Raw genomic sequence first — 21,991 nt, 5'->3', positions numbered from 1 at the left:
ACTGCTCGAGCACCGGTCGGGGGCTGCCTTGCGGCGGCTCCCGGCCGGGTCAGTAGCCGTAGCCGCCGGAGTCGCCGCCGTTGCTGTTGCCGCTCGACGCCGGGGCGGCCTTCTTGATCGCCGTGCCCTTGGTGTTCAGGACGTACCAGATCTTGTCGATGCCCTGGCCCTTGAGATCACCGGCCGCCCGGTCCTTGGCGTAGTAGTACAGCGGGTGCCCGGCATACGTCACCTGCGCCTTGGCCGCGCCCTTCGTGGCGCCGATCAGGCCCGCGTCGACGCCGGCGCCCGCGTGCGGCCTGCCCTCCATGTGCGGCCACAGCTTGATGCACGCGGCGTCGCAGTTCATCGAGTTGGTGTTCTTACCGTCCGCGGTGAACAGGTACAGCGTGCGTCCACTGCCGTCGACGAGGATGTCGCCCAGCGGCGAGTGGCTCACCTTGATGGTGGAGGTGTCCATGGCCGCCGCTGCCGGGCTGCCGTTCCCGGCGCCGCTGTTCCCGCCCCCGCCTCCGCAGCCGGCCAGCGCCAGTGCCGCGACGGCAAACCCCGCCACGGTGATGCTGTATCGCCTCATGATCTCTCCGTCCTTCCTGACGGAGGTTGTACGGGCGAGAGACGTCGACGGATTGCGGCGGCCCGACCTCAATCCCCTCGGCACTCCCATACGTACACAAGGGCGTGGAGCTGTTCCCGCGCACGCACCGGGTCGACGACGCCTCGCTCGTCGCCGGCTTCGCGCTGGGCGACGAACAGGCGGCGGTCGCCTTCGTCCGCCGCTTCCAGGACGCGGTGTACGGCCTGGCCCTGTCGGTGACCCGCGATCCGGTGCTCGCCGAGGACGTGAGCCAGGAGGTGTTCGTACGGGCCTGGCGCGCGGCGGGCAACTACGATCCCCGGCGGGCCTCTGCCCTCACCTGGCTGCTGACCATCACCCGCAACACCGCGATCGACGCCGTCCGGGCACGGCGCTCCACTCCCGTCCTGGCCGAGACCCTGGAACGGCTCCTGGACGCCACCCTGCGGGCCGAGACCGACGCCGACGGCACGGAGCGGCAGGCCCTGGTCGCCCTGGAGAGCGAGCGCGCCCTCGCCCGGCTGCGGACCCTGCCGGCCGAGCAGGCCCGCGCGGTCGCGCTCGCCGTGCTCGGCGGCTGCACCGCCGCCGAGGTGGGCCGGCACGAGAACATCCCCCTGGGCACCGCCAAGACCCGCATCCGCACCGGTCTGCGCCGGCTGCGCGACGCACTGAAGGAGGGAAGCCGCGATGGAACGCCACCCTGACGAGGACGAACTGACCGCCCTCGCCCTCGGCACCCTCCCCGGCGAACCGGCGCAGCTGCTGCGCCACCTCACCGCCTGCGCGACCTGCCGCTCGGCCTACGACGACCTGTCGGCGGCCGTCGACGCGGTGCTGCCGGCGGCCCCCGTGGTCGCGGCCCCGCCCGGCTTCGACGCCCGGGTCCTCGATCGCCTGGAGCTGCGGCGGCCCGCTGCGGTCCGGCGGTCGTACCGGGTCCCGCTGCTGGTCGCCGCTGCCGCCGCGGCCGGACTCGGCCTGGGCGGGGTCGGCGCCGTACTCCTGCACCACGAGTCGGCCCCGGTCCAGGTGTCCGCGAGCGATCACGGCGCCGTGCTGGTCACCGGCTCCGGCGCGCGGGTCGGCACCGTGGAACCGAGCCGCGCCGGCGACGAGCGCGTGATGGTCATGCAGATCACGGCCGGCCGGCCCGGCACCCGGTACACCTGCCGGCTCCTGCTGAAGGACGGCTCCACCCGCGACGCCGGCCAATGGTGGACGCCGGCCTCCGGGCGGGCCACCTGGATCGCCTACGGATCGGCCGACGCCGTCGACCGCGTCGAGCTGGTGACGGACGACGGGCACATCTGGTCGTCGGCCGCCCTGCACGGCTGACGCCGGTTGCGTCCCGCCGCACACGGACTGCCCCACGGGCCGCTCTCCACGAGCCGGTCCCCACAGGCCGGTGTCCTGGGCGTTGACCACCACCTTGCTCCGTGCCGTTGCGCTGCCCCGAAAAGGGGTGGAAGGCTGGATATCGGCACCGGCTCGGGGAGCGCCTCCGGGACCGTCGGTCCCTCCCGGGCGTGGCCTGTGCTCCGCGTACGGCGACCCGACGCCCGGCGCGGTGAGAAACGGGCCCGTCCCCATCACCTGGAGGTACCCGTGAACAGCGTCGACGGATGGGGAGACGACGTCTACCAGCCCGACGGATCCGAGATCCAGGAGGACTCGGGGCTGCTGGACGTCGAGGACACCTTGGAGAACGACGGTGTCGGCGACCCCCTCGACCGCGGCTGGTCCCCTCCGGAGAGACCATGGGCGGTGGAGCGCGCCGATGTGACGGCGGCGGTCCGACACCGTGGCGAGACGCTGGACGAGCGGCTCGCCGAGGAGCTGCCGGACCTGGTCGCGCCCGAGGGCGACGACCTCGGCGACTGCGAGGGCACCGACGGCGAACTCCTGGACAACGAGGTCGGCGCCGTCCGCTCCGGCCGTCTCGTGGCCCCCGACGAAGGGGCGCACGAGGACGAGGAGAGCGCGCTGATCGCCACGGACGTGGGCATCGACGGTGCGGCCGCCTCCGCCGAGGAGGCCGCTATGCACATCGTCGACGAGGACGCCCTGTCCGGCTGACCTGTCAAGGAGCACGCATGCAGCAGGACAAGCACCCCGACTACCACGAGGTCGTCTTCCGCGACCGGGCCGCCGGATACGCCTTTCTGACCCGGTCCACCGCGACCAGCGACCAGACCATCCGGTGGGACGACGGTGAGACCTACCCGGTCGTGGACGTGGAGATCTCCTCGGAGAGCCACCCGTTCTACACCGGCAAGGCGCGCACGGTGGACTCGGAGGGCCGCATCGCCCAGTTCGAGCGGCGCTACGGCGGCGGGACGGGCCAGGGCCCGGGCTGACCGTTGCGGGGCTCCCCCCGGGCGCGGGCTCCTCGCCCGGAGGAGCCCCGCCGGTCGGATGCGGAGGAGCCCCGCCCGTCAGATGTAGTTCAGCGCGGCTGCGCAGCCCACTCCGCCGAGCAGCATGAACACCGGCATCAGCACCTTGAGCTCGACCCAGCTGCCGGCCCGGAACCGCATGACCTTCGGCGGGCCGATCGGGTACCAGCGCTTGCGGCCCACCGGGATCGGCCACAGGATCGGGCAGCCGGACACCGTCAGCGCGTCCCCGATGTCGTGCACTATCGCGCCCAGCACAATCGGCAGTCCCAGCCACAGGTACTCCTGGCCCGGCTGGGTGAACAGCCAGTTGGAGCCGTTGCCCGGCTTGTCCAGTATCCCGGCGAGGATCCATGCGCTGGTCGCGGCCAGCAGCCAGACCAGGACGTCGCTGCTGGAGCCCCGGGCCGCCCGCCACAGCAGGCCCTCGATGGCCAGCACCATGTGGACGAAGAGGATGGCGAGCACCGCCCAGCGGCCACCGGTGATGGCGACGACCGACGTACCCGCGCCGATCAGCACCGCCCACAGCCAGGTGTGGGTGAGGGTGCGGTGGCCGCCGGAGCGACGCGGGTCGCCCTGCTTCTTCGTCGCCTTGTAGACGGCGTACGAGAGCTTGTCGACGATCTCGCACAGCCCGCGTGAGAGGGGGCCGAAGGCCCTGGAGATGGTGGCCGCCTTGTGGTCCAGGTCCGGGGCGAGTGCGGCTCCGGCGCAGATCAGCGCGCCGACCAGGATGACCGGCCAGGGCATCGGATGCCCGGCCGCGGCGGCCGCGGCACCGACGCCGAGCCAGGCGGCGGCCCCCGACAGTGAGTGTGCTGGTCCCATCATGGCCGTTGCCCGCCCCATTCCTCTTGTGCCGCTGTCCAGTTGACCGGGTGCGCTGACGCTCCGTCGGCGACACAGCGTACTGGTCGTGATCTTCACCCCGGCAACCGATTCCCCTATAGGTGAGGACGCCAGGCAAGATGGGTCCGTGACCCTCATCGATCAGCTGCCGCCGACCGCCGACCCCGACGCCCTCTACGAAGCCTTCGAGTCGTGGGCCGAGGAGCGCGGTCTCACGCTCTATCCCCACCAGGAGGAGGCGCTGATCGAGGTGGTCTCCGGCGCGAACGTGATCGTTTCGACGCCCACCGGCTCCGGCAAGAGCATGATCGCGGCGGCCGCGCACTTCGCCGCGCTGGCCCGCGACGAGGTCACCTTCTACACCGCCCCGATCAAGGCGCTGGTCTCGGAGAAGTTCTTCGAACTGTGCAAGATCTTCGGCACCGAGAACGTCGGCATGCTCACCGGCGACGCGTCGGTCAACGCCGACGCCCCGGTCATCTGCTGCACCGCCGAGGTGCTGGCGTCGATCGCGCTGCGCGACGGCAAGCAGGCGGACGTCGGCCAGGTCGTGATGGACGAGTTCCACTTCTACGCGGAGGGGGACCGCGGCTGGGCCTGGCAGATCCCGATCCTGGAGCTGCCGCAGGCGCAGTTCATCCTGATGTCGGCCACGCTCGGCGACGTCTCGATGTTCGAGAAAGACCTCACCCGGCGCACCGGCCGCCCCACGGCGGTGGTCCGCTCGGCGACCCGGCCTGTGCCGCTGTCCTACGAGTACCGGTTCACCCCGCTCACGGAGACGCTGACCGAGCTCCTCCAGACCAAGCAGGCGCCGGTCTACATCGTGCACTTCACGCAGGCGCAGGCCGTGGAGCGGGCGCAGGCGCTGATGAGCATCAACATGTGCTCGAAGGAGGAGAAGGAGCAGATCGCCGAGCTGATCGGCAACTTCCGCTTCACCACCAAGTTCGGCCGCAACCTGTCCCGTTACGTACGACACGGCATCGGCGTCCATCACGCCGGCATGCTGCCCAAGTACCGCCGCCTGGTGGAGAAGCTCGCGCAGGCCGGTCTGCTGAAGGTCATCTGCGGCACGGACACGCTCGGTGTGGGCGTCAACGTCCCCATCCGCACAGTGCTGTTCACGGCCCTGACCAAGTACGACGGCAACCGTGTCCGCACGCTGCGCAACCGTGAGTTCCACCAGATCGCCGGCCGCGCCGGACGGGCCGGCTTCGACACCGCGGGCTTCGTCGTCGCCCAGGCGCCGGAGCACGTCGTCGAGAACGAGAAGGCGCTCGCCAAGGCGGGCGACGACCCGAAGAAGCGCCGCAAGGTGGTCCGCAAGAAGGCGCCGGAGGGCTTCGTCGGCTGGACGGAGAACACCTTCGAGAAGCTCATCGCCTCCGACCCGGAGCCGCTGACGTCCCGGTTCCGGGTGACGCACACGATGCTGCTGTCGGTGATCGCCCGCCCGGGCAACGCCTTCGAGGCGATGCGGCATCTGCTGGAGGACAACCACGAGCCGCGCAAGGCGCAGCTGCGGCACATCCGCCGCGCGATCGCCATCTACCGCTCGCTGCTGGACGGCGGCATCGTCGAGAAGCTCGACGAGCCGGACGCCACCGGCCGCATCGTCCGTCTCACCGTGGACCTGCAGCAGGACTTCGCCCTCAACCAGCCCCTGTCCACCTTCGCGCTCGCCGCGTTCGAGCTCCTCGACCCGGAATCCCCGTCCTACGCCCTGGACATGGTGTCCGTCGTCGAGTCGACCCTCGACGACCCGCGGCAGATCCTCGTCGCCCAGCTGAACAAGGCCAAGGGCGAGGCCGTGGCCGCGATGAAGGCGGACGGCATCGAGTACGAGGAGCGCATGGAGCGCCTCCAGGACATCACCTACCCGAAGCCCTTGGAGGAGCTGCTCTTCCACGCGTACAACACGTACCGCAAGAGCCACCCCTGGGTGGGCGACCATCCGCTGTCGCCGAAGTCCGTCATCCGCGACATGTACGAACGGGCGCTGTCCTTCACGGAGTTGGTGTCCTTCTACGAGCTGGCCCGCACCGAGGGCATCGTGCTGCGCTACCTCGCCAGCGCCTACAAGGCCCTCGACCACAACATCCCGGACGACCTGAAGTCCGAGGACCTGCAGGACCTGATCGAGTGGCTCGGCGAGATGGTCCGCCAGGTCGACTCCAGCCTGCTGGACGAGTGGGAACAGCTCGCCAACCCGGAGGAGATGACCGCCGAGGAGGCCCAGGAGAAGGCCGACGAGGTCAAGCCGGTCACCTCCAACGCCCGCGCCTTCCGCGTCCTGGTCCGCAACGCGATGTTCCGCCGCGTCGAACTCGCCGCCCTCGACCAGGTCGAGGAGCTGGGCGAGATGGACGCCGATGCCGGCTGGGACGCCGACGCGTGGGGCGAGGCCATGGACAAGTACTGGGACGAGTACGACGACCTGGGCACCGGACCGGACGCGCGCGGCCCCAAGCTGCTCGTGATCGAGGAAGCGCCCAAGGAAGGCGTCTGGCGCGTCCGGCAGATCTTCGACGACCCGAACGACGACCACGACTGGGGCATCAGCGCGGAGATCGACCTCGAGGCCTCCGACGCCGAGGGCCGTGCCATCGTCCGTGTCACCGACGTCGGTCAGCTGTGAGCCGTCGGCCAGCCGTGAGCCAAGGAGCAACCCACGCATGACGAACCCGGCCGAGAGACTCGTCGACCTGCTCGACCTGGAGCAGATCGAAGTCAACATCTTCCGTGGCCGCAGCCCGCACGAGTCCCTGCAGCGGGTCTTCGGCGGGCAGGTGGCGGGCCAGGCGCTGGTCGCCGCCGCCCGCACCACGGACGGCGAGCGTCCGGTGCACTCGCTGCACGCGTACTTCCTGCGCCCGGGCCGCCCGGGCGTGCCCATCGTGTACCAGGTCGAACGGGTGCGGGACGGCAGGTCGTTCACGACCCGCCGGGTCACCGCCGTGCAGCAGGGCCGCACGATCTTCAATCTCACCGCCTCCTTTCACAAGCCCGAGGAAGGACCCTTCGAGCACCAGCTGCCGCCCGCCCGCAAGGTCCCTGACCCGGAGTCCCTGCCGACGGTCACCGAGGAGATCCGGGAGCACCACGGCGCACTGCCCGAGCAGTTGGAGCGGATGGCGCGCCACCAGCCCTTCGACATCCGCTACGTGGACCGGCTGCGCTGGACACCTGAGGAGGTCAAGGACGCCGAGCCGCGCAGCGCCGTGTGGATGCGCGCGGTCGGGCCGCTCGGCGACGACCCGGTGGTGCACACCTGCGCGCTGACCTACGCCAGCGACATGACCCTCCTGGACGCCGTCCGCATCCCGGTCCAGCCCCTGTGGGGTCCGCGCAGCTTCGACATCGCGTCCCTGGATCACGCCATGTGGTTCCACCGGCCGTTCCGCGCGGACGAGTGGTTCCTGTACGACCAGGAGTCACCGATCGCGATCGGCGGCCGGGGCCTTGCCCGCGGGCGGATCTACGACGGGGAGGGACGGCTGCTCGTGTCCGTGGTCCAGGAGGGTCTGTTCCGGACGCTGTAGGTCACGGCCTTCGGCGCCTCAGCCGGCCCAGCAGGCTGCGGGGGCGTGCTGGTTCCTCCAGGGCGGCATCCTCGTGTTCCGCCACTGGTGTCGGTGCGGGCGGTTGTGACGTCGGAGCAGCCGACTGCGACGCCGGGCGCGGTGCGGGGTGGCGCCTGCGCGCCTCGCTCACCGCCTCGGCAAGGTCGGCGCGCAGCCAGCCGACCTCGTCGGGGTCGTCCGCCCGCGTGATGTTCTCGGTGAGCTGTGCGGCGAGGGATCCCGGTGGGCCGTAGCCGATCGGCTTGGGCTGGAACCGGCTCAAGTGGAGCCGCTCGTAAGGGTCCTGGACGACTTCCGCGACCTGGACGGGGTCGAGCACGGATGCAACGGCCGCCGCGTGCGCCCAGGGGTGCCCACCCAGCTGCCGCACCAGGAACCCGACATGCCGTCCCCGCCAGTTGCGGGGCCGCAGGTCCAGACCCTCCTGCAACTGTTCCCGCAGCGCGGACGGTGTACGGCCGCTCAGCAGGGGGGCGTTGTTCTCGTCGGCCGCGAAGTGCCGCAGCTCGTCGGCCAGATACACCCAGACCACGGCCCGGTAGCGATTCAGGTAGAACCTCACCGGTACGACGACGCCGAGCCGGGCGAGGCGGGTGAACCTGCCGGGCGGCACCTCCAGCAGCTCGGCACCCTCCTTGGTGCCCACGGTCCGGACGCGTTCTTGCAGCGTCTCGGGAAAGCCCTCCTCGCTGCGCAGCCGGTCGAGTTCGGTGCGGCTGACCTGCGGGCCCCCGCCTCCTTCGTCGGGCACGGTCCGGATCCGGCCGAGGCTCACGGCGAGGTCGAACTCCCCTCGCTTGAGCCCCAGTTCACGGGCTGCGCGGCTCGGCGTGCAGGAGGGGCTGTGCGGTGTGGTGACGGTGTTGCCCGACATGGCTGGTCTCCCCCGTGGAGTAGGCGGCCGACGCGGTCCGCGCGGCCTCGGAAAAAACCGTAGCCGTTTCGGCGGATCTCATGGCGGGCCTGTGGATAACTCCATGGAAGGGGCCGAACGTGCAGGTCAGATGTCTGTGAGCGGACTGCGCTCGGGTTGGCGGGCCTCCACGTCGAGGTGCTCGCCGACCCGGTTGACGAGCAGGGTCATCTCGTAGGCGATCTGGCCGATGTCGGCCTCCGCAGCACTGAGCACGCACAGGCAGCTGCTGGTGCCGGCCGCGGTCACGAACAGCACCGCGTCGTCGAACTCGACCATCGTCTGACGGACTCTGCCCGCGCCGAAGTGGCGTCCCGAGCCCTTGGCCAGGCTGTGCAGTCCGGACGAGACGGCGGCGAGATGCTCGGCGTCCTCGCGCCGCAGTCCCGTGCTCGCGCCCGTGACCAGCCCGTCGTTGGACAGCACCAATGCGTGCCGCACATGTTCGACGCGCTCGGTCAGGTCTTCCAACAGCCAGCCAAGTCCCTGGTTCTGCCCCATGTTTCCGGTCTCCCCGTGTGACGACTCCCCCTGGCCGGAGGATCTCCCGCCAGCCTTCCCCACCTACCGGCGCACGGGCAAGGAGGATAGGGGCATGGCGCAGAAGATGACCGATGAGGAATGGCGGGCGTTCGTCTCGCACGGCACCCGCACCGCGAAGCTGTCGACCGTCCGGGCCGACGGGAGTCCCCATGTGACACCGATCTGGTTCGTGCTCGACGGGGACGACGTGGTGTTCAACACCGCGAAGACCAGTGTGAAGGGGCGGAATCTGGCCCGTGACGGGCGGGCCGCCCTGTGCGTGGACGACGACCGGCCGCCCTTCGACTTCGTCGTGCTGCAGGGCCGTGCCCGCATCTCGGAGGACCTCGAGGAGTTGAAGCACTGGGCCGCCCGCATCGGGGCGCGGTACATGGGCGAGGACCGGGCCGAGGAGTTCGGGGAGCGCAACGGCGTGCCGGGGGAACTCCTGGTACGTATCGCGATCGACAAGGTGCTGGCGGAGAAGGGCGTCGCGAACTGACCGTGGCGGCCCGCTGGCAGCCGGTCAGCCGACCGAGTCGAGAAGCCGGGCGGTGTGCATCCGCCCGGCGTACTCGACGAGCCTGATCAGCACCTCCTTCCCGGAGTCGCGGTCACGGGCGTCGCACAGCACCACCGGCGTTCCCCGGTCGAGGTCGAGGGCGCGCGAGACGTCCTGGGCCCCGTAGGCGCGGGCACCCGCGAAGCAGTTGACGGCCACCACGAACGGGATGTGCCGGTGCTCGAAGTAGTCCACCGCGGGGAAGCAGTCCTCCAGCCGCCGGGTGTCCGCCAGGACCACGGCGCCGAGGGCGCCCTGTGACAGCTCGTCCCACAGGAACCAGAAACGGTCCTGGCCCGGCGTGCCGAAGAGGTACAGGGAGAGGCCGGAGCGGATGGTGATGCGTCCGAAGTCCATGGCGACGGTCGTCGTGACCTTCTGGTCCACTCCGTCCGTGTCGTCCACCAACTGGCCGGCCTCGCTGAGCAGTTCCTCGGTGCGCAGCGGCCTGATCTCGCTGACCGCGCCCACCAGGGTGGTCTTGCCCACGCCGAATCCGCCTGCGACCAGTATCTTCAACGCCAGCGCGGCCGACTCGCCGCCCTGGGCATCGGGGTGCTCGGAGACCATCGATCACTTCTCTCGGGAGTACCGGCAAACCAGCATCATGACAACTGCGCCCCTTCTCCAGTGGATTGGACCGTTATTTGCCCGATGCGAACGGATCGTTCCCTTTTGACGTCCGGGTGGGTGCGCGAATCGGGACCGTATGGGACCGGATCGTTGTGAAGTTTCATCTACAGCGCCCGTAGCCCCTCGATCACCTCGCGCAGAATCCGTTCGTCAGGAAGCTGCGCGGGCGGCACCGGACGGCTGACCGTGACGCAGCCGAGCTCCAGCAGGTCGCCGAGGAGTACCCGGACCACGCCCACGGGCAGATCGGCGCCCGCGGCCAGCTCCGCGACCGACTGGGTCTCGGTGCGGCACAGCTCGATCAGCGCCCGGTGTTCCGGGCCGAGCGCGGTGTCGTCGTCAACGCCGGGCGCCCCCGTGTCCAGGGTGACGAGGGCGATCAGGTCGAAGCGGACCCCGCTGGGGCCGGGCCTGGTGCGGCCGCCCGTCATGGCGTACGGGCGCACCAGGGGCCCGGCCTCGCCGTCGTACCACTGGCTGCCCGGCTCGTTCGGAGCGCCGGTCCTGTCCTCGTTCATCTGCGCGGACCGCCTTCTCGCCTCATCGGGCGGCGGGCGGCCGCGCGCCGACGCGCGTCGGCGTGTACAGGTGCTCGCCGACGCGTTTGACCAGCCGTGCCATCTCGTAGGCGACCAGGCCGATGTCGGCGGTCACGGCGGTGAGCACGGCCAGGCAGGAGCCGTCGCCGGCGGCGGCCACGAACAGGAACCCGTCGTCCATCTCGACCATCGTCTGGCGTACGCCGCCGGCGCCGAAGTGCCGGCCGGCGCCCTTGGCCAGGCTGTGGAAGCCGGAGGCGACCGCGGCGAGGTGCTCGGCGTCCTCGCGGCGCAGGTCGGTCGACGCGCCCACCGCCAGACCGTCGTTGGACAGCACCACGGCGTGCCGCACTTCGCGCACACGCAGCACCAAGTCGTCCAGCAGCCAGTCGAGTTCGCCGGATCGCTGTGCGGCCCTCGTGCTCGGGTCCTGGATCATGCGCGGTCTCCTTCGCTGCTGTCGCTGCGCGCTGCGGAATCGGGTCCGGCGGCGCGGCCGGGTTGCCTGCCACCGCCGCGCGTCCAGCCGGCGCGGTAGGCCGCCATGCGGTCGCGTACGGCCTCCGGTGTGCGCTCGTCGTCGTGGCGGGATGCGGACGGCTGGGCCGGCTCTTCGGGGCGCTGCTCGCGCAGTTGGGGGGCGAGACTTGCCTGGCGCACGCGGCGGGGCAGGTCGTCGGACTCTTCGGTGTCCTCGGCGGGACGGTGCAGGCGCAAGGTGGTGACTCCGGGGGGTGGGGTTTCGGCCGTCGCCTCCACCGCGGCCGGCACGGGGGCCACCAGCGCCGGCCGTTCGGCCGCTGCCGGTACGGGCTCCTGGTGCGCGGTGGCGCCGGGCACGCGCGCGTGCTCGCGTTCCGCCTGCCGCTCGCTGCTCGCGGCCTTGCCGGGGGAACGTTCCGCCATGCCGCTGTGCAGCAGGGCGGTGGGCAGCAGGACGACCGCGGTGGTGCCGCCGTAGGGCGAGGTGCGCAGGTGCACCTTGATGGCGTGGCGGGCCGCGAGCCTGCTGACCACGAACAGGCCGAGCCGGTCGCTGTCGAAGAGGTCGAGCGCCTCGGACTGCTCGATGCGGCGGTTGGCCTCGGCGAGGGTCTCCTTGCCCATGCCGAGGCCCCGGTCCTCGACCTCGATGACGTAGCCGTTGCCCACGGGTTCGCCGACGATGCGCACGCGCGTGTGCGGGGGCGAGAACTGGGCCGCGTTCTCGACGACCTCGGCCAGGAGGTGGGTGAGGTCCGCGACGGCCGAGCCGATGACCAGCGCCTCGGGGAGCTGCCGGACCTCCACGCGCGCGTAGTCCTCGACCTCGGACACGGCCGCGCGCACCACGTTCGTCAGCGAGACCGGCATGCGCCAGGCCCGGCCGGGTGCCGCTCCGGAGAGGATGATCAGGCTTTCGGCGTGGCGCCGCATACGGGTGGTGAGGTGGTCGAGGCGGAACAGGTCGCTGAGCTCGTTCGGGTCGTCGGAGCGGCGTTCCATGCTGTCGAGCAGGCTCAGTTGGCGGTGGACGAGGACCTGGCTGCGGCGGGCGAGGTTGACGAAGACTCCGGAGATGCCGCTGGCGAGTTCGGCGCGCTCGACGGCGGCCCGCAGGGCGGCGCGGTGCACGGTGCCCAGGGCCTCGGCGACCTGCCCGGCCTCGTCCTCGGCGGGCGGTCCGGGCGGTGCTTCGGCCTGGATGTCGATCTCCTCGCCGGCGCGCAGTTTCCGCATGGCCTCGGGGAGCTTGCGCCGGGCGATCTCCAGGGCGCTGTTGCGCAGGCTCACCAGCTCGACCACGAGGCCGCGTCCGATGCGTACGGAGATGACGAGCGAGGCGGCGACGGCGGCGAGGCCGAGGAGCACCGCGGCGCCGGCCGGGGTGAGCAGGCCGCGGGTGAAGGGGTCGGCCCGGTCCGCGACCCCGCGTCCGGCGTCCTCCTCGATGGTCCGCATGCCGTCCTGTACGCGCGTGTGTGCCTTGTTCCAGGTGGCTTCCGGAGCGGCCTTGAGGGGGCCCGGGGTGCCGGCGAGGACCTGGTCCTCCGCGGCGCCCAGGGTGGCGTAGGCGCTGGAGGCGGCGAGCTTGCGCCAGGCGCTGCGCTCCGGACCGCTCAGGTCGGCGACGGCCGATTCGGTGAGTGCACGGCGGGTTTCGACGGCGCCGGTGAACAGGCGCAGCCGCTCACCGCTGAGGCCGTCGGCCACGCGGGCGCCGGCCAGCACGGTGTCCTCCTGGGCCAACGCCTCGCCCGCGCGGGAGAATTCGAGCAGCACGCGCGCGTCCGAGCCGAGGTCGGCGTCCTGGATGCCGGTGAGCGCGCCGCCCACCGCGAAGGCGCCTGCGATGGTCTTCGTGTACTGCCCGTACGTGTCGTCCCAGTCGGCGCGGCGGTCGAGCACCGCGGTGCGCAGCGAGCGCAATTGCTCGGCGCCGGCGACGAACGTCTCGAGCCGGCGGGCCACTCCGGCGGGCAGTTCCTCGCTGTCGGCGACGGTGTTGTCGTCGCCCAGCCGAAGCTGGGCCACCGCCCGGTCGGTGCGGTCGGCGAGCTTCTTGTAGTCGCCGTTCTGCCCGGCCGACGGCGCGGTCGCGTAGCGCACCGCGGCCGCGCGCTCGGCCTGCAGGGCGGCGACGGCCGTGGCGACGGGGGTGCGGATCTGGGCGTCCACGCGCTGCAACTGCCGCAGCCGGGCGACGTCCTGGGCGGTGCTGACGGTGGCGTAGGCCCACAGGGCCAGCAGCGAGACGACCGGCACCATCAGCAGGCAGACGATCTTGGCTCGTACGGTGCGCGGGCGTATCCGCCAGCGGCCCCCGGGCTCGGGTGCGTCGTCCTGCACCGGGCCCGCGGGCTCGTCCGGGACCTCGTCGGCCGGCGGTCCGGCATGGGCGCGACGGCCGCGCACGGGAGGCGGGTGCGGCGTCTCGGCGCCGGGGCTGGGGGTCCTACGGGGTGTACGCATGGCCTCCTCGCTCGGGAGTGGTTCGGGGGCGTGCCGAAGGACGCGTCGCTAGGGGGCGACGGGCTCGATTGGCCGCTGGGCCGAGGCGGACGCCTCGCGCTCCCCGGTCGTCGGCGACAGCGCGACGAAGGCCGAGGTCAGGAACAGGTAGGAGCCGAGGCCGACGGCGAGGGGGAAGATGAACTGCATCGCCGTGACTCCGGGCAGGGCCGTGTCCGAGGGTGTGACGCGGACGCTCACCGCGAACATCGCGGTGTAGTGCATGCTGCTCACCGCGGCCCCCATGATGAGCGAGGCGACGGTGACGGCGACGGGTGACTTGATGTTGAGCGCGGCCCACAGCGCAGCCGTCGCCGCCACGACGGCGATCAGGACCGACAGTCCGACGAGGACCGGGTCGTAGTCGACGTGGCCGTGCAGCCGGACCGCCGCCATGCCCAGGTAGTGCATGCTGGCGACGCCGAGCCCGGTGGTCAGGCCGCCGAGGAAGAGTGCGCGGACGCGGTCGCGGCTGTAGCCGACGGCGAAGACGCCGACGCAGACGACGATCATGGCGACGAGCAGGCTGACGATGGTCAGCGGCACGTCGTAGCGGATGTCGGTGCCGCTGACGCTGAAGCCGAGCATGGCCACGAAGTGCATGGTCCAGATGCCGGTGCCGATCGCCGAGGCGGCGGTGATCAGCCAGTTGCGGCGCGAGCGCCCGGTGGCGCCGAGCGCGCGGACGGTGCAGCGCAGACCCAGCGCGGCGCCGATGCAGGCCATCGCGTACGACAGCACGGGGGTCAGCCAGCCGAGGGTGGCGTGGTCCAGATGTCCCATGGCCCCGGGACGCTAGTCCGGGCAGGGGCGCACAACAGGGGCGCGTTTCGAAAGGTGTTGGAATATGACCCAGTGATGCATCTCGACGACCGCGTCCCGCTCGAACGTGTGCGCTGCGGCGTCATCCGTGTCGGTGAGGGATCATGCGGAACATGAGCGACGACCACACACACGTCCAGGAGTTCTTCGGCGCCCGTGCCGCCGAGTGGGACCGCCGGTTCTCCGACGACGGCCCGGCCTACGCGGCCGCCGTCGCCGAGCTCGGGCTGCGCGAGGGCGACCGTGTGCTGGACGCGGGCTGCGGCACCGGGCGGGCCCTGACGCCGCTGCGCGGCGCCGTGGGGCCCTCGGGAGTGGTCATCGGTGCCGATCTGACCCCGGCCATGCTCGAGGCCGCCGTACGGGCGGGCAGGGACCGGGACGGGCGGTTGCTGCTGGCCGACGTGGCCGCGCTGCCGCTGCGGTCGCGGTCGCTGGACGCCGTGTTCGCCGCCGGCCTCATCGCGCATCTGCCGCAACCCGCCGAGAACCTGCGGGAGTTGGCACGCGTGGTGCGCCCCAGCGGCACGCTCGCGTTGTTCCACCCCATCGGCCGCGCGGCGCTCGCGGCACGCCAGGGCAGGCAGATCACTGCGGAGGACCTGCGCGCGGAGCCCAACCTCCGTCCGCTGCTGGCCGGTTCGGGGTGGCGGATGACGTCGTACGTCGACGAGGACGATCGCTTCCTGGCGCTGGCCGTGCGCGAGGACTGACCTTCACGACCGGCCCGCGACGGCCGCCGTGAAGGCGTCGGGGTTGTCGAACATGACGTTGTGGCCGGCGCCGGCCACGGTCAGCACGCGCACGCCCGCCGCCTCCAGGGCTTCCGCGCCCGCGAGTTCACCGCTCAGCTCGCCCTGCAGGTACACGCGCTCGATGGGCAGCTCCTCGAGGAGGCTGCGCACGGCGGGCTGCGATCCGTGCCGCAGGCCGACGGCCGAGCGGTGCAGGGCACGCGGGTCGGCCAGCCGCATGGTCGCCGCCCACAGCGGGCCGACGTGCTCGAGCACGCGCGCGTGCCCGCCGTCGACGAAGGCGTCCTCCTCGTAGGCGTGGATGCTGCTGCTGCCCGCGGTCGGCGGCGGGAAGGGGTCGAGGTTGGCCTCGGTGAGAACCAGCCGGGAGACGAGGTCGGGCCGCCGGTGTGCGAGCACGACGGCGACCGAGCCGCCCATGCTGTGCGCGACCAGCTCGGCGCCGCTCAGGCCGGCCGCGTCCAGAGCGGCGGCCAGTGCGTCTGCGTGGTCCTCCAGGGTGTAGCCGAAGTGTTCGGGGCGGTCGCTGATGCCGTGTCCGGGCAGATCGACGAACAGGCTGCGCCGGCCCGCGAGTTCGGGCCGGGCCGCGATGTGCGCGTGGTACACCGCCGAGACGGAGCCCAGGCCGTGCACATACACGCGCGCGGGTTCCGCACCGGGCGTCTCCGTCCAGCGAATGCAGCTTCCCTTGCCGTCGAACTCGGCTTGCTTCATCGCGTCCTCCCCATGACCCCTCGGCCGTCCCTCGGCACCCGGGCGACAATACATCGGCTCCGAGGTATAGAGAAGTCGAGGTATACAGAGACCGCTGTACAGCGGGCGTGCGAGAGAATGCGGCCATGCTGGAGCTGGCCATCCTCGGATTCCTCTACGACGCCCCGCTGCACGGCTACGAGCTGCGCAAACGCATCACCGCGCTGACGGGTCACGTGAAACCCGTCGCGGAGAGCACCCTCTATCCGGCGATCAAGCGTCTGGAGAAGGCGGGCCTGCTCGCGCGCACCACGGAGCCCGGGGCCGTGGCCGCCCCCCGCCACGTCCTGACACTCACCGAGCAGGGCAGACAGGAGCTGCGCCGCCGGCTCGCCGAACCCGCGCAGCGCGACATCACCGACGAGAACCGCTGGTTCACGGTGCTGGCCTTCCTGCGCCACCTCGACGACGCCACCGCCCAGGCGGCCGTACTGCGGCGTCGGCTGGCCTTCCTGGAGGAGCCGGCGAGTTTCTTCTACGAGGGTGACCGGCCGTTGCGTGCCGAGGAGTTGGACGACCCCTTCCGCCGCGGGCTGCTGACCATCGCGCGCGCCACGTCCCGGGCCGAACTCACCTGGCTGCGGGACACCATCGGCTCACTCGCCGGCTGATCCGCCCGAGGGCCGCACGGGACACCCCCGTACCCCGGGAGTCGGCCAGGTGCCCAGCTCGCCCAGCTCGTAGCCGTTCGGGTAGCCCTTGATCTCCCAGTTCTCTCGCGCGTGGTGCGGTGCGCGCCGGGGCGGCAGCAGGCGGACGGCGCGGCCACGCGCGCGTACCGCAGAACGGACGCACGCGCGCGTGAAGGCGTTCGGGGGCGGGTAGCGGAAGGCCCGCAGGAGGTGGTCGTCGAGCAGGCAGAGGGTCGAGGTGCGCAGGAGCGGTGCGAGCGGGCGCGGGTACCAGGACGCCATCAGCGCGAGGGTGGCGTCGGAGACCCTGCGGGCTCCCTCGTCCCAGGCGAAGTGGGCCTGTTCGTAGGCGTCGAGGCAGGCCTCGAACTCCTCGTAGGACTCGGGGAGATCTTTGATGGCCATGTGCCGGCCCAGGGTGCGGTAGTGGACGGCGGAGGCGACGGTCTCGTGCCGCGAGAGCCTGCGCCAGCCGTATGCGTCGATCCATCGCTTGGGCATCACCACGAACGTGCACAGCACATAGCGCATGTCGTCGTTGCTGATCTCGTAGCTGCGGTGCATCTGGTTGACGCGGCGGATCGCCGTGCAGGCCTGTTCGCTGCCGAAGCCGTGCTCGACGATCGCGTCGAGCAGCAGCACCGTGTCGTCGTAGCGCTTCTGCGTGCGCTGCGTGAGCTCCGCCGTCTCGGCCAGCAGCCCTCCGATGCTGGGCACGGCGTAGGTGCGGTAGAGCGCCAGCTCGAGGGAGCGGGTGAAGTCCCACGGGAACTCGTAGGCCGAGCTGAGCCGGTAGATCTCGGAGGCGTCCTTGTGCGGGTCCATCCGGCGGATCTGTTCGAGCCGCTCGAATCGCTTCACCGTTGCGTCCCCCTTCTGCCGCCCGGGCTCCAACTCTACGTTGAGTAGCAGGACATGAGCGATCAGGCACGGTAACCACGCAGGGGGAAGGTGGTCAGCATGTTGGGCAGGGTGCGCAAGTCCTGTGCCAGATTCCTCAACGCCGTGCGCGCGGAGGTGAGCAACGGCCGGGACAAACGTACACACAATCTTTTCGAAGCCGCTGCCGCGTATGTCTCGGCGTGCGCGGAGGACGACCAGGACCGGATCGAGGAGGCGGCGGGCTGGGTGTCGCCGGAGGCCCTGTCCTTCGGGGTCAACGAGCTGGCCTGCCGCGCCGTCATCGCCCTCGCACGGGAGCGCGACGAGTCGCCGCGGACCGTCGCACGCACCCTCCTGGGGCTCCCGGCGGCTTGACACAACCGGGCGGCGTGCGGTCGATTCGCCCCGTCCAGCCGGAAAACTGCAGCTCCGGGTGTGCTTGGGAGTCGTGACAAGCGGTCTCATCGCGCACTATGGTGCGCGCCGTTGGACATAGCAATGGGAGGCTGGGATGGCCGGGACGGACGAGGACGCCGTCGCCGCCGAGGACGACGCGCTTTATGTGCTGACGGCGGTACTGCTGACGCCGGCGAAGTTCCCGAGCGTGCTGGGCGACGACTATCCGGAGGCCTGCGCCGCGCTCGGCCTCGCGCCGCTCGCCGACGGGTACGGCCTGGTGCTCGGCCAGGACGGCGGCGGTGCCCGATGGACCGTCGTGGTCGACGACGTCTCCCTGGTCGCGGTCGCCATCGCGTCCTGGGACTGCGGGATGGAGTACGACCTGTCGCCCGACGAGCACTCGGTCGTGGCCGCACTGCCGGGCTGGCCCCTCGCGGTGGCGGTCGCGGCGCCGGGCGTGCCCGCGCCGCACGATCCCGGCCCCGAGGTCGCGGACCGTCCCCCGCTGGCGCCGCCGGACACCGCCATCTGGGGCCCGGCTCAGCGGCGCCTGGGTGCCGACGAGATCGCGCTGCAGTGGGCGGTGTGGCGCGAGCAGCTCGACGACTCCTCCTTCCCGGCTGCGGGCGGGACTTCGGAGGCCGCCGAGGGCGCTGAGGCGGCCGAGGAAAGCGAGCGGGCCGACAACAGCGAGACGGGCGAGCAGGCGGACGCGCCCAAGGGCCACGTCGGGATCCGGCGCGTGCTCGCCGAGGCGCGCGCGTACGTGGAAACGCCGCCGCCCCTCGGCCGCGTCCGGTCGTCCTTCGCTCCGGGCGATGCGCGGACCTTGCGGGCCGACGGTCCCGGCTGGTCGCTCGTGGCCAGGACCGACGACATCGCCTTCGTGCTGCTCGACGCGGAGCCCGGCGAAGTACTGCCGGTGGGCCGGGGACCGGAGCTGCCGGGTCTGCTGGAGGCGCTCGACAAGATGGCCGTACGGCCCAGCTGAGTCCGCACGGGCCACACTTCGGGGCGGTGACACGACCGGGCTCGCCATGCCGGCGGGCCCGGTCGGTGAGCCGCCCCGCATTCCTGTGCGCTTCAGGTCGTGGCCGTCTCGTACTGCGGGCGACCGGTGGTGCGGTAGGTCTGGATCGTCAGCCCCTTCGGAGTCGACTGCAGATCGACCAGCTCGAGTCCCATGTCCGGGCCGGTGGCGGGGAAGAGCCGCGTGCCCTGGCCGACGACCACGGGATAGGTGAGCAGTACGATCTCGTCGACCAGCCGGTGGTCGAGCAACCAGCGGATCAGCGTGCCGCTGCCCCACACCTGCAGCTCACCGCCCGGCTTGGCTCTCAGCTCGCCGATGGCGCCCGCGACGTCACCGGACAGGACGGTTGTGTGCGCCCATTGCGGGGCGGTGAGTGTGGTCGAGGCGACGTACTTGGGCCGCGCGTTCAACGCCTCTCCGACGGGGTTTCCCGGATCCATGCCTGTTCCCCAGGAGCCGGCGAAGATCTCGTAGGTCCGCCGACCGAACAGGAACGCGTCGGCGCGCTGGAACGTCTCGCCGATGAAGGTCGAGGCCTCGTCGTCGAGCAGTGGCGGGGCCCATCCGAAGCGCTCGAATGCACCGCCGTCCTCCTCGCCCGCCGCGCCGGCCCCGCGCCGGTGCCCTGCATCAATCCGTCGATGCCCCTGCGTCACTCCGTCGACGGAGACGTTCGTGACGGTCGTCAGTTTCATGGTCGCAGTTCCCTTCGCGCTGGGATCGTCGTTCGGTACGACCGGACCGCGGCACCGATCTCATCGATCGTGCACGGATCTGCCTCGATCCACGGCCAGGCTCGGCCCACCCCGCAACGCAGGACAGCCGCTGAGGGCCCGCCGGCCGGTTCGGCGGACCCTCACGGTGGTCGCTTCCGTGATCACCCGAGGGTGTTCCAGAACGCGCAGTGGTGGCGGGACTGCGTGGTGCGGGTGGGGGCGATGTGGTCCGGGGCCAGGGACAGCACCGTCTGTCGGGGCCAGTGCGGTGACGACGGGCCGTTCGGGTCGGTGCTGTGGGCGAAGTGGGTCCAGTAGTCGATCATGGTGTTGGCCAGCCGGTGCTGTGCCGCGGTCAGGGCTCGGGGGCGGCCGCCCAGGTCGAACAGGTAGGGCAGTTCGCCGGCGTGCGGTGCGCCGAGTGGGAACGGTGGCGTGCCCGGGGTGAGCGGCGGGGCCTGTTCGTCGGCGAACTCGTAGCGCCAGACGGGCACTTGGGCGGCGAGCAGGGCGTCGGTGCGCGCCGTCGGGCAGGCGAAATTCGCGTCTCCGATGACCGCGCCGAACACCGGGCCGCCGTCGGTGCGGTGCACCGGGTACTCGCGGACGATCGCCTTCGCCTGCCCGGGGGCGGGGAAGAAGGTGGCCGCGACGTCGGGCCAGGTGTCGGGGGTGACGGGGTTGCCGGCCTGGACGATCCCGGCGGCCCAGCCGTTGCCCTCGTCGTGGTTGTTGCCGAGGAGCACAGGGACGCGGTGGAAGCGGCCGGCGGCGATCGCCGCCGCGGGGTCGCTGGGCAGCAACGGGGTTGCGTAGGCGGGCTGTTGATCGGCGTTCTGGGCCGCGAGGAGCCGGGAGACGCTCACGCGCCGCAGGCAGGCCCGCACGTCCCGGGCGGAGCCGCAGCCGACCTTCGCGGCCAAGTCCGCGCCCGCGGCGCGCGCCGTGGACAGAGGAACGGAGGACGGGGCGAACGGCCGGGCGGGGCGGCCGGTGCACGGGCCGCTCTCGATGATCGCCCGGTCGAAGAGCCCCGCGGCGGCGGGTGAGGCGAGCTGGGCGCAGACGCTGTAGCCGCCCGCCGACTCGCCGGCCAGCGTCACGTCGTGCGCGTCACCGCCGAAGGCGCCGATCTCGGCGCGGACCCAGCGCAGCGCCGCCTGCTGGTCGGCCAGGCCGAAGGTGCCCGAGCCGGGCAGCCCGCCGTGCGCGAGGAAACCGAGCGCCCCGAGGCGGTAGTTGACGGTGACGACCACGACGTCGCCGCGGGTGGCCATGCGGTGGGCGTCGTACGAGCTGCCCGCTCCGGTGGTGAAGCCGCCGCCGTGCAGCCACACGATCACCGGCCGGGGGTGTGCCGGTCCCGCGTCGTCGGGCGTCGTGACGTTGAGATACAGGCAGTCCTCGTCGGTGCTGCCGCCGGGCACCTCGCCGGCCGGCTGCGGGCAGGCGCCGGCGGGCCGGGTCGCGTCCCGTACCCCGGACCAGGGAGCCGCTCGGCGGGGCGGCGCCCAGCGCAGCCTGCCGACCGGGGGCACCGCGTAGGGGATGCCCTCGAAGGTGCGGTAGCCGTCGTGGGCCGAGCCTCGCACCGGGCCGTCGTGGGTGCGGACCGTCGTGGCGGCGGGCCTGACGGACTGGGCAGTGGTGGCGGCGGGCTGGGTCGGTGGTGCCGCGGACCAGGCCGACGCCAGCACGGCGGTCAGGACACAGCCCAGGGTGGTCAGGACGCGGTGCATGGTCATCGTCTCCCCGTTCGGTCAGCTGCCGCCCATGCCGCCCTGTGCGGCGATCATGGTCGTCGGCAGCGCGCGTACCGCTTTCTCCAGGCCGGGCGCCAGGGTTCCGAGAGATCCCGTGCAGGCGTCGATACGGGCCCGGAAGGTCTTCCGGTCCTGGCGTGACACGACCGAGCGCATGCCGCCCGCCGCGGCCAGCGCCAGCAGCGCGGCGTCGGCGGCGGGGATCTCCCGCACGGGGCCGTCCCCCTGCAGCGCCTCGGACACGCGGGCGCGGAGCACGGCGGGCACGGCACGGTCCGTCACGGTCGACCGGCGTGTGCCGAAGCGGCTGCGGGGCGCCTTCACGGTCAGGAGTCCCGCCGCGGCAAGCCGCTCCTCCACCTCCGTAAGGGTCCGCTTGCGGTGGCGGCGCACGAGCTGCTTCCAGCCGTGCCCTGCCGCGGCGTCGCGCAGAACGCCGTCCAGGACCCGGTCGCCGGTCGGTGCTGTGCCGGACACGGTCACCGTGCCGCCGTCCTCCCCCAGCCGGCCGCGCAACGCGAGGTCGATCAGGGCGGCGGCACGCACCAGCAGCTGGGTGCGGGAACGGTCGTAGGGGCCTTCGGCCGCGTCGTCGTGGGCGAGCAGATACATGAGGCAGGCCAGGTCGTCGATCACACCTCGACGCTAGGGCCGGGTG

General features: G+C 71.8%; 25 protein-coding genes. 11 read left to right on the top strand and 14 right to left on the bottom strand.

Translation table 11 applies throughout. The features are described 5' to 3' along the window. Positions 1-49: 49 nt before the first annotated feature. On the bottom strand, positions 50-577 hold the full coding sequence (locus ABZ880_RS17415; protein WP_361262996.1) for a hypothetical protein: 528 nt from the start codon (positions 575-577) through the stop codon (positions 50-52). Between the two features lie 104 nt (positions 578-681). On the opposite strand from ABZ880_RS17415, the gene ABZ880_RS17410 reads away from it, so the two are divergent. From ABZ880_RS17410 to ABZ880_RS17395, 4 genes are all read left to right on the top strand, one after another. After that, a complete protein-coding gene (locus tag ABZ880_RS17410; RefSeq protein ID WP_361262993.1) occupies positions 682-1,284 on the top strand; it encodes a sigma-70 family RNA polymerase sigma factor in 603 nt (200 codons plus the stop codon). Further along, entirely contained in the window at positions 1,268-1,915 is a 648-nt protein-coding gene (locus ABZ880_RS17405; protein WP_361262991.1) for a hypothetical protein, read from the top strand. The genes ABZ880_RS17410 and ABZ880_RS17405 overlap by 17 nt, the downstream gene beginning before the upstream one ends. Positions 1,916-2,185: 270 nt before the next feature. Then, entirely contained in the window at positions 2,186-2,656 is a 471-nt protein-coding gene (locus ABZ880_RS17400) for a DUF5709 domain-containing protein (protein WP_361262989.1), read from the top strand. 17 nt (positions 2,657-2,673) lie between these two features. Beyond that, a complete protein-coding gene (locus tag ABZ880_RS17395) occupies positions 2,674-2,937 on the top strand; it encodes a type B 50S ribosomal protein L31 (protein ID WP_361262986.1) in 264 nt (87 codons plus the stop codon). A gap of 78 nt (positions 2,938-3,015) precedes the next feature. On the opposite strand, the gene ABZ880_RS17390 is transcribed toward ABZ880_RS17395, so the two are convergent. Beyond that, a complete protein-coding gene (locus tag ABZ880_RS17390; RefSeq protein ID WP_361262983.1) occupies positions 3,016-3,810 on the bottom strand; it encodes a metal-dependent hydrolase in 795 nt (264 codons plus the stop codon). Positions 3,811-3,955: 145 nt separating this feature from the next. Between ABZ880_RS17390 and ABZ880_RS17385 the strand changes: the two genes are divergently transcribed. Beyond that, positions 3,956-6,469, top strand: coding sequence for a DUF3516 domain-containing protein (locus ABZ880_RS17385; RefSeq protein WP_361262980.1), 2,514 nt, complete (start codon positions 3,956-3,958; stop codon positions 6,467-6,469). A gap of 37 nt (positions 6,470-6,506) precedes the next feature. Beyond that, positions 6,507-7,373: an acyl-CoA thioesterase II gene (locus ABZ880_RS17380; protein ID WP_361262977.1), complete on the top strand. Its 867-nt coding sequence runs from the start codon at positions 6,507-6,509 to the stop codon at positions 7,371-7,373. A 1-nt stretch (position 7,374) separates the two neighbouring features. Here ABZ880_RS17380 and ABZ880_RS17375 read toward each other — a convergent pair whose 3' ends face one another. Continuing rightward, positions 7,375-8,289, bottom strand: coding sequence for a DUF6397 family protein (locus ABZ880_RS17375; protein WP_361262974.1), 915 nt, complete (start codon positions 8,287-8,289; stop codon positions 7,375-7,377). Between the two features lie 126 nt (positions 8,290-8,415). After that, positions 8,416-8,829 carry a roadblock/LC7 domain-containing protein gene (locus ABZ880_RS17370; protein WP_361262971.1) on the bottom strand — a complete coding sequence of 138 codons (414 nt, stop codon included), beginning with the start codon at positions 8,827-8,829 and terminating at the stop codon, positions 8,416-8,418. A 94-nt stretch (positions 8,830-8,923) separates the two neighbouring features. Between ABZ880_RS17370 and ABZ880_RS17365 the strand changes: the two genes are divergently transcribed. Continuing rightward, on the top strand, positions 8,924-9,352 hold the full coding sequence (locus ABZ880_RS17365; RefSeq protein WP_361262969.1) for a PPOX class F420-dependent oxidoreductase: 429 nt from the start codon (positions 8,924-8,926) through the stop codon (positions 9,350-9,352). Positions 9,353-9,376: 24 nt separating this feature from the next. Here the strand turns inward: ABZ880_RS17365 and ABZ880_RS17360 are convergent, their stop codons facing one another. The 5 genes from ABZ880_RS17360 to ABZ880_RS17340 form a co-directional block, all read right to left on the bottom strand. Continuing rightward, positions 9,377-9,982: an ATP/GTP-binding protein gene (locus ABZ880_RS17360; RefSeq protein WP_361262966.1), complete on the bottom strand. Its 606-nt coding sequence runs from the start codon at positions 9,980-9,982 to the stop codon at positions 9,377-9,379. 167 nt (positions 9,983-10,149) lie between these two features. Further along, positions 10,150-10,563: a DUF742 domain-containing protein gene (locus ABZ880_RS17355; protein ID WP_361262964.1), complete on the bottom strand. Its 414-nt coding sequence runs from the start codon at positions 10,561-10,563 to the stop codon at positions 10,150-10,152. A gap of 22 nt (positions 10,564-10,585) precedes the next feature. Then, entirely contained in the window at positions 10,586-11,023 is a 438-nt protein-coding gene (locus ABZ880_RS17350; RefSeq protein ID WP_361262961.1) for a roadblock/LC7 domain-containing protein, read from the bottom strand. Further along, a complete protein-coding gene (locus ABZ880_RS17345) occupies positions 11,020-13,536 on the bottom strand; it encodes a nitrate- and nitrite sensing domain-containing protein (RefSeq protein WP_361262959.1) in 2,517 nt (838 codons plus the stop codon). Before ABZ880_RS17345 ends, ABZ880_RS17350 begins: the two co-directional genes overlap by 4 nt. A gap of 48 nt (positions 13,537-13,584) precedes the next feature. Continuing rightward, positions 13,585-14,358, bottom strand: coding sequence for an MHYT domain-containing protein (locus tag ABZ880_RS17340; RefSeq protein WP_361262956.1), 774 nt, complete (start codon positions 14,356-14,358; stop codon positions 13,585-13,587). A gap of 152 nt (positions 14,359-14,510) precedes the next feature. On the opposite strand from ABZ880_RS17340, the gene ABZ880_RS17335 reads away from it, so the two are divergent. After that, on the top strand, positions 14,511-15,110 hold the full coding sequence (locus ABZ880_RS17335; protein ID WP_361262953.1) for a class I SAM-dependent methyltransferase: 600 nt from the start codon (positions 14,511-14,513) through the stop codon (positions 15,108-15,110). Positions 15,111-15,113: 3 nt separating this feature from the next. Here the strand turns inward: ABZ880_RS17335 and ABZ880_RS17330 are convergent, their stop codons facing one another. Beyond that, the gene (locus ABZ880_RS17330; protein WP_361262951.1) at positions 15,114-15,869 is read right to left on the bottom strand and encodes an alpha/beta hydrolase; all 756 of its coding nucleotides are present in this window, start codon (positions 15,867-15,869) and stop codon (positions 15,114-15,116) included. 125 nt (positions 15,870-15,994) lie between these two features. Between ABZ880_RS17330 and ABZ880_RS17325 the strand changes: the two genes are divergently transcribed. Next, on the top strand, positions 15,995-16,519 hold the full coding sequence (locus tag ABZ880_RS17325) for a PadR family transcriptional regulator (protein WP_361262948.1): 525 nt from the start codon (positions 15,995-15,997) through the stop codon (positions 16,517-16,519). Here ABZ880_RS17325 and ABZ880_RS17320 read toward each other — a convergent pair. Continuing rightward, a complete protein-coding gene (locus tag ABZ880_RS17320; RefSeq protein ID WP_361262945.1) occupies positions 16,505-17,401 on the bottom strand; it encodes an oxygenase MpaB family protein in 897 nt (298 codons plus the stop codon). The two genes, ABZ880_RS17325 and ABZ880_RS17320, sit on opposite strands and share 15 nt — an antisense overlap. 99 nt (positions 17,402-17,500) lie before the next feature. Here ABZ880_RS17320 and ABZ880_RS17315 point away from each other — a divergent pair, with 99 nt between their 5' ends. Beyond that, on the top strand, positions 17,501-17,797 hold the full coding sequence (locus tag ABZ880_RS17315; RefSeq protein ID WP_361262942.1) for a hypothetical protein: 297 nt from the start codon (positions 17,501-17,503) through the stop codon (positions 17,795-17,797). Between the two features lie 136 nt (positions 17,798-17,933). Beyond that, on the top strand, positions 17,934-18,812 hold the full coding sequence (locus ABZ880_RS17310; protein WP_361262940.1) for a hypothetical protein: 879 nt from the start codon (positions 17,934-17,936) through the stop codon (positions 18,810-18,812). A gap of 92 nt (positions 18,813-18,904) precedes the next feature. Here the strand turns inward: ABZ880_RS17310 and ABZ880_RS17305 are convergent, their stop codons facing one another. The 3 genes from ABZ880_RS17305 to ABZ880_RS17295 all read right to left on the bottom strand — a co-directional run bounded on the left by ABZ880_RS17305 (position 18,905) and on the right by ABZ880_RS17295 (position 21,969). Then, positions 18,905-19,549 (bottom strand): dihydrofolate reductase family protein, encoded by a 645-nt coding sequence (locus tag ABZ880_RS17305; protein ID WP_361262937.1) that lies wholly within the window; start codon positions 19,547-19,549, stop codon positions 18,905-18,907. 182 nt (positions 19,550-19,731) lie between these two features. Beyond that, positions 19,732-21,315, bottom strand: a complete 1,584-nt coding sequence (locus tag ABZ880_RS17300; protein ID WP_361262935.1) for a carboxylesterase family protein — start codon at positions 21,313-21,315, stop codon at positions 19,732-19,734. 15 nt (positions 21,316-21,330) lie between these two features. Next, positions 21,331-21,969: a GPP34 family phosphoprotein gene (locus ABZ880_RS17295; RefSeq protein ID WP_361262932.1), complete on the bottom strand. Its 639-nt coding sequence runs from the start codon at positions 21,967-21,969 to the stop codon at positions 21,331-21,333. Positions 21,970-21,991: the final 22 nt, after the last annotated feature.

It is taken from the genome of Streptomyces sp. NPDC047043 (assembly GCF_040644055.1).
Lineage (GTDB): Bacteria > Actinomycetota > Actinomycetes > Streptomycetales > Streptomycetaceae > Streptomyces.
This window is presented reverse-complemented; position numbering and strand designations above follow the sequence as displayed.

Bases quoted from the DNA above. Each gene is read 5' to 3' on its own strand.
- ABZ880_RS17415 (WP_361262996.1), bottom strand. From the start codon at position 577: ATGAGGCGATACAGCATCACCGTGGCGGGGTTTGCCGTCGCGGCACTG.
- ABZ880_RS17405 (WP_361262991.1), top strand. From the start codon at position 1,268: ATGGAACGCCACCCTGACGAGGACGAACTGACCGCCCTCGCCCTCGGC.
- ABZ880_RS17395 (WP_361262986.1), top strand. From the start codon at position 2,674: ATGCAGCAGGACAAGCACCCCGACTACCACGAGGTCGTCTTCCGCGAC.
- ABZ880_RS17390 (WP_361262983.1), bottom strand. From the start codon at position 3,810: ATGATGGGACCAGCACACTCACTGTCGGGGGCCGCCGCCTGGCTCGGC.
- ABZ880_RS17380 (WP_361262977.1), top strand. From the start codon at position 6,507: ATGACGAACCCGGCCGAGAGACTCGTCGACCTGCTCGACCTGGAGCAG.
- ABZ880_RS17375 (WP_361262974.1), bottom strand. From the start codon at position 8,289: ATGTCGGGCAACACCGTCACCACACCGCACAGCCCCTCCTGCACGCCG.
- ABZ880_RS17370 (WP_361262971.1), bottom strand. From the start codon at position 8,829: ATGGGGCAGAACCAGGGACTTGGCTGGCTGTTGGAAGACCTGACCGAG.
- ABZ880_RS17365 (WP_361262969.1), top strand. From the start codon at position 8,924: ATGGCGCAGAAGATGACCGATGAGGAATGGCGGGCGTTCGTCTCGCAC.
- ABZ880_RS17360 (WP_361262966.1), bottom strand. From the start codon at position 9,982: ATGGTCTCCGAGCACCCCGATGCCCAGGGCGGCGAGTCGGCCGCGCTG.
- ABZ880_RS17355 (WP_361262964.1), bottom strand. From the start codon at position 10,563: ATGAACGAGGACAGGACCGGCGCTCCGAACGAGCCGGGCAGCCAGTGG.
- ABZ880_RS17350 (WP_361262961.1), bottom strand. From the start codon at position 11,023: ATGATCCAGGACCCGAGCACGAGGGCCGCACAGCGATCCGGCGAACTC.
- ABZ880_RS17345 (WP_361262959.1), bottom strand. From the start codon at position 13,536: ATGCGTACACCCCGTAGGACCCCCAGCCCCGGCGCCGAGACGCCGCAC.
- ABZ880_RS17340 (WP_361262956.1), bottom strand. From the start codon at position 14,358: ATGGGACATCTGGACCACGCCACCCTCGGCTGGCTGACCCCCGTGCTG.
- ABZ880_RS17335 (WP_361262953.1), top strand. From the start codon at position 14,511: ATGAGCGACGACCACACACACGTCCAGGAGTTCTTCGGCGCCCGTGCC.
- ABZ880_RS17330 (WP_361262951.1), bottom strand. From the start codon at position 15,869: ATGAAGCAAGCCGAGTTCGACGGCAAGGGAAGCTGCATTCGCTGGACG.
- ABZ880_RS17325 (WP_361262948.1), top strand. From the start codon at position 15,995: ATGCTGGAGCTGGCCATCCTCGGATTCCTCTACGACGCCCCGCTGCAC.
- ABZ880_RS17315 (WP_361262942.1), top strand. From the start codon at position 17,501: ATGTTGGGCAGGGTGCGCAAGTCCTGTGCCAGATTCCTCAACGCCGTG.
- ABZ880_RS17310 (WP_361262940.1), top strand. From the start codon at position 17,934: ATGGCCGGGACGGACGAGGACGCCGTCGCCGCCGAGGACGACGCGCTT.
- ABZ880_RS17305 (WP_361262937.1), bottom strand. From the start codon at position 19,549: ATGAAACTGACGACCGTCACGAACGTCTCCGTCGACGGAGTGACGCAG.
- ABZ880_RS17300 (WP_361262935.1), bottom strand. From the start codon at position 21,315: ATGACCATGCACCGCGTCCTGACCACCCTGGGCTGTGTCCTGACCGCC.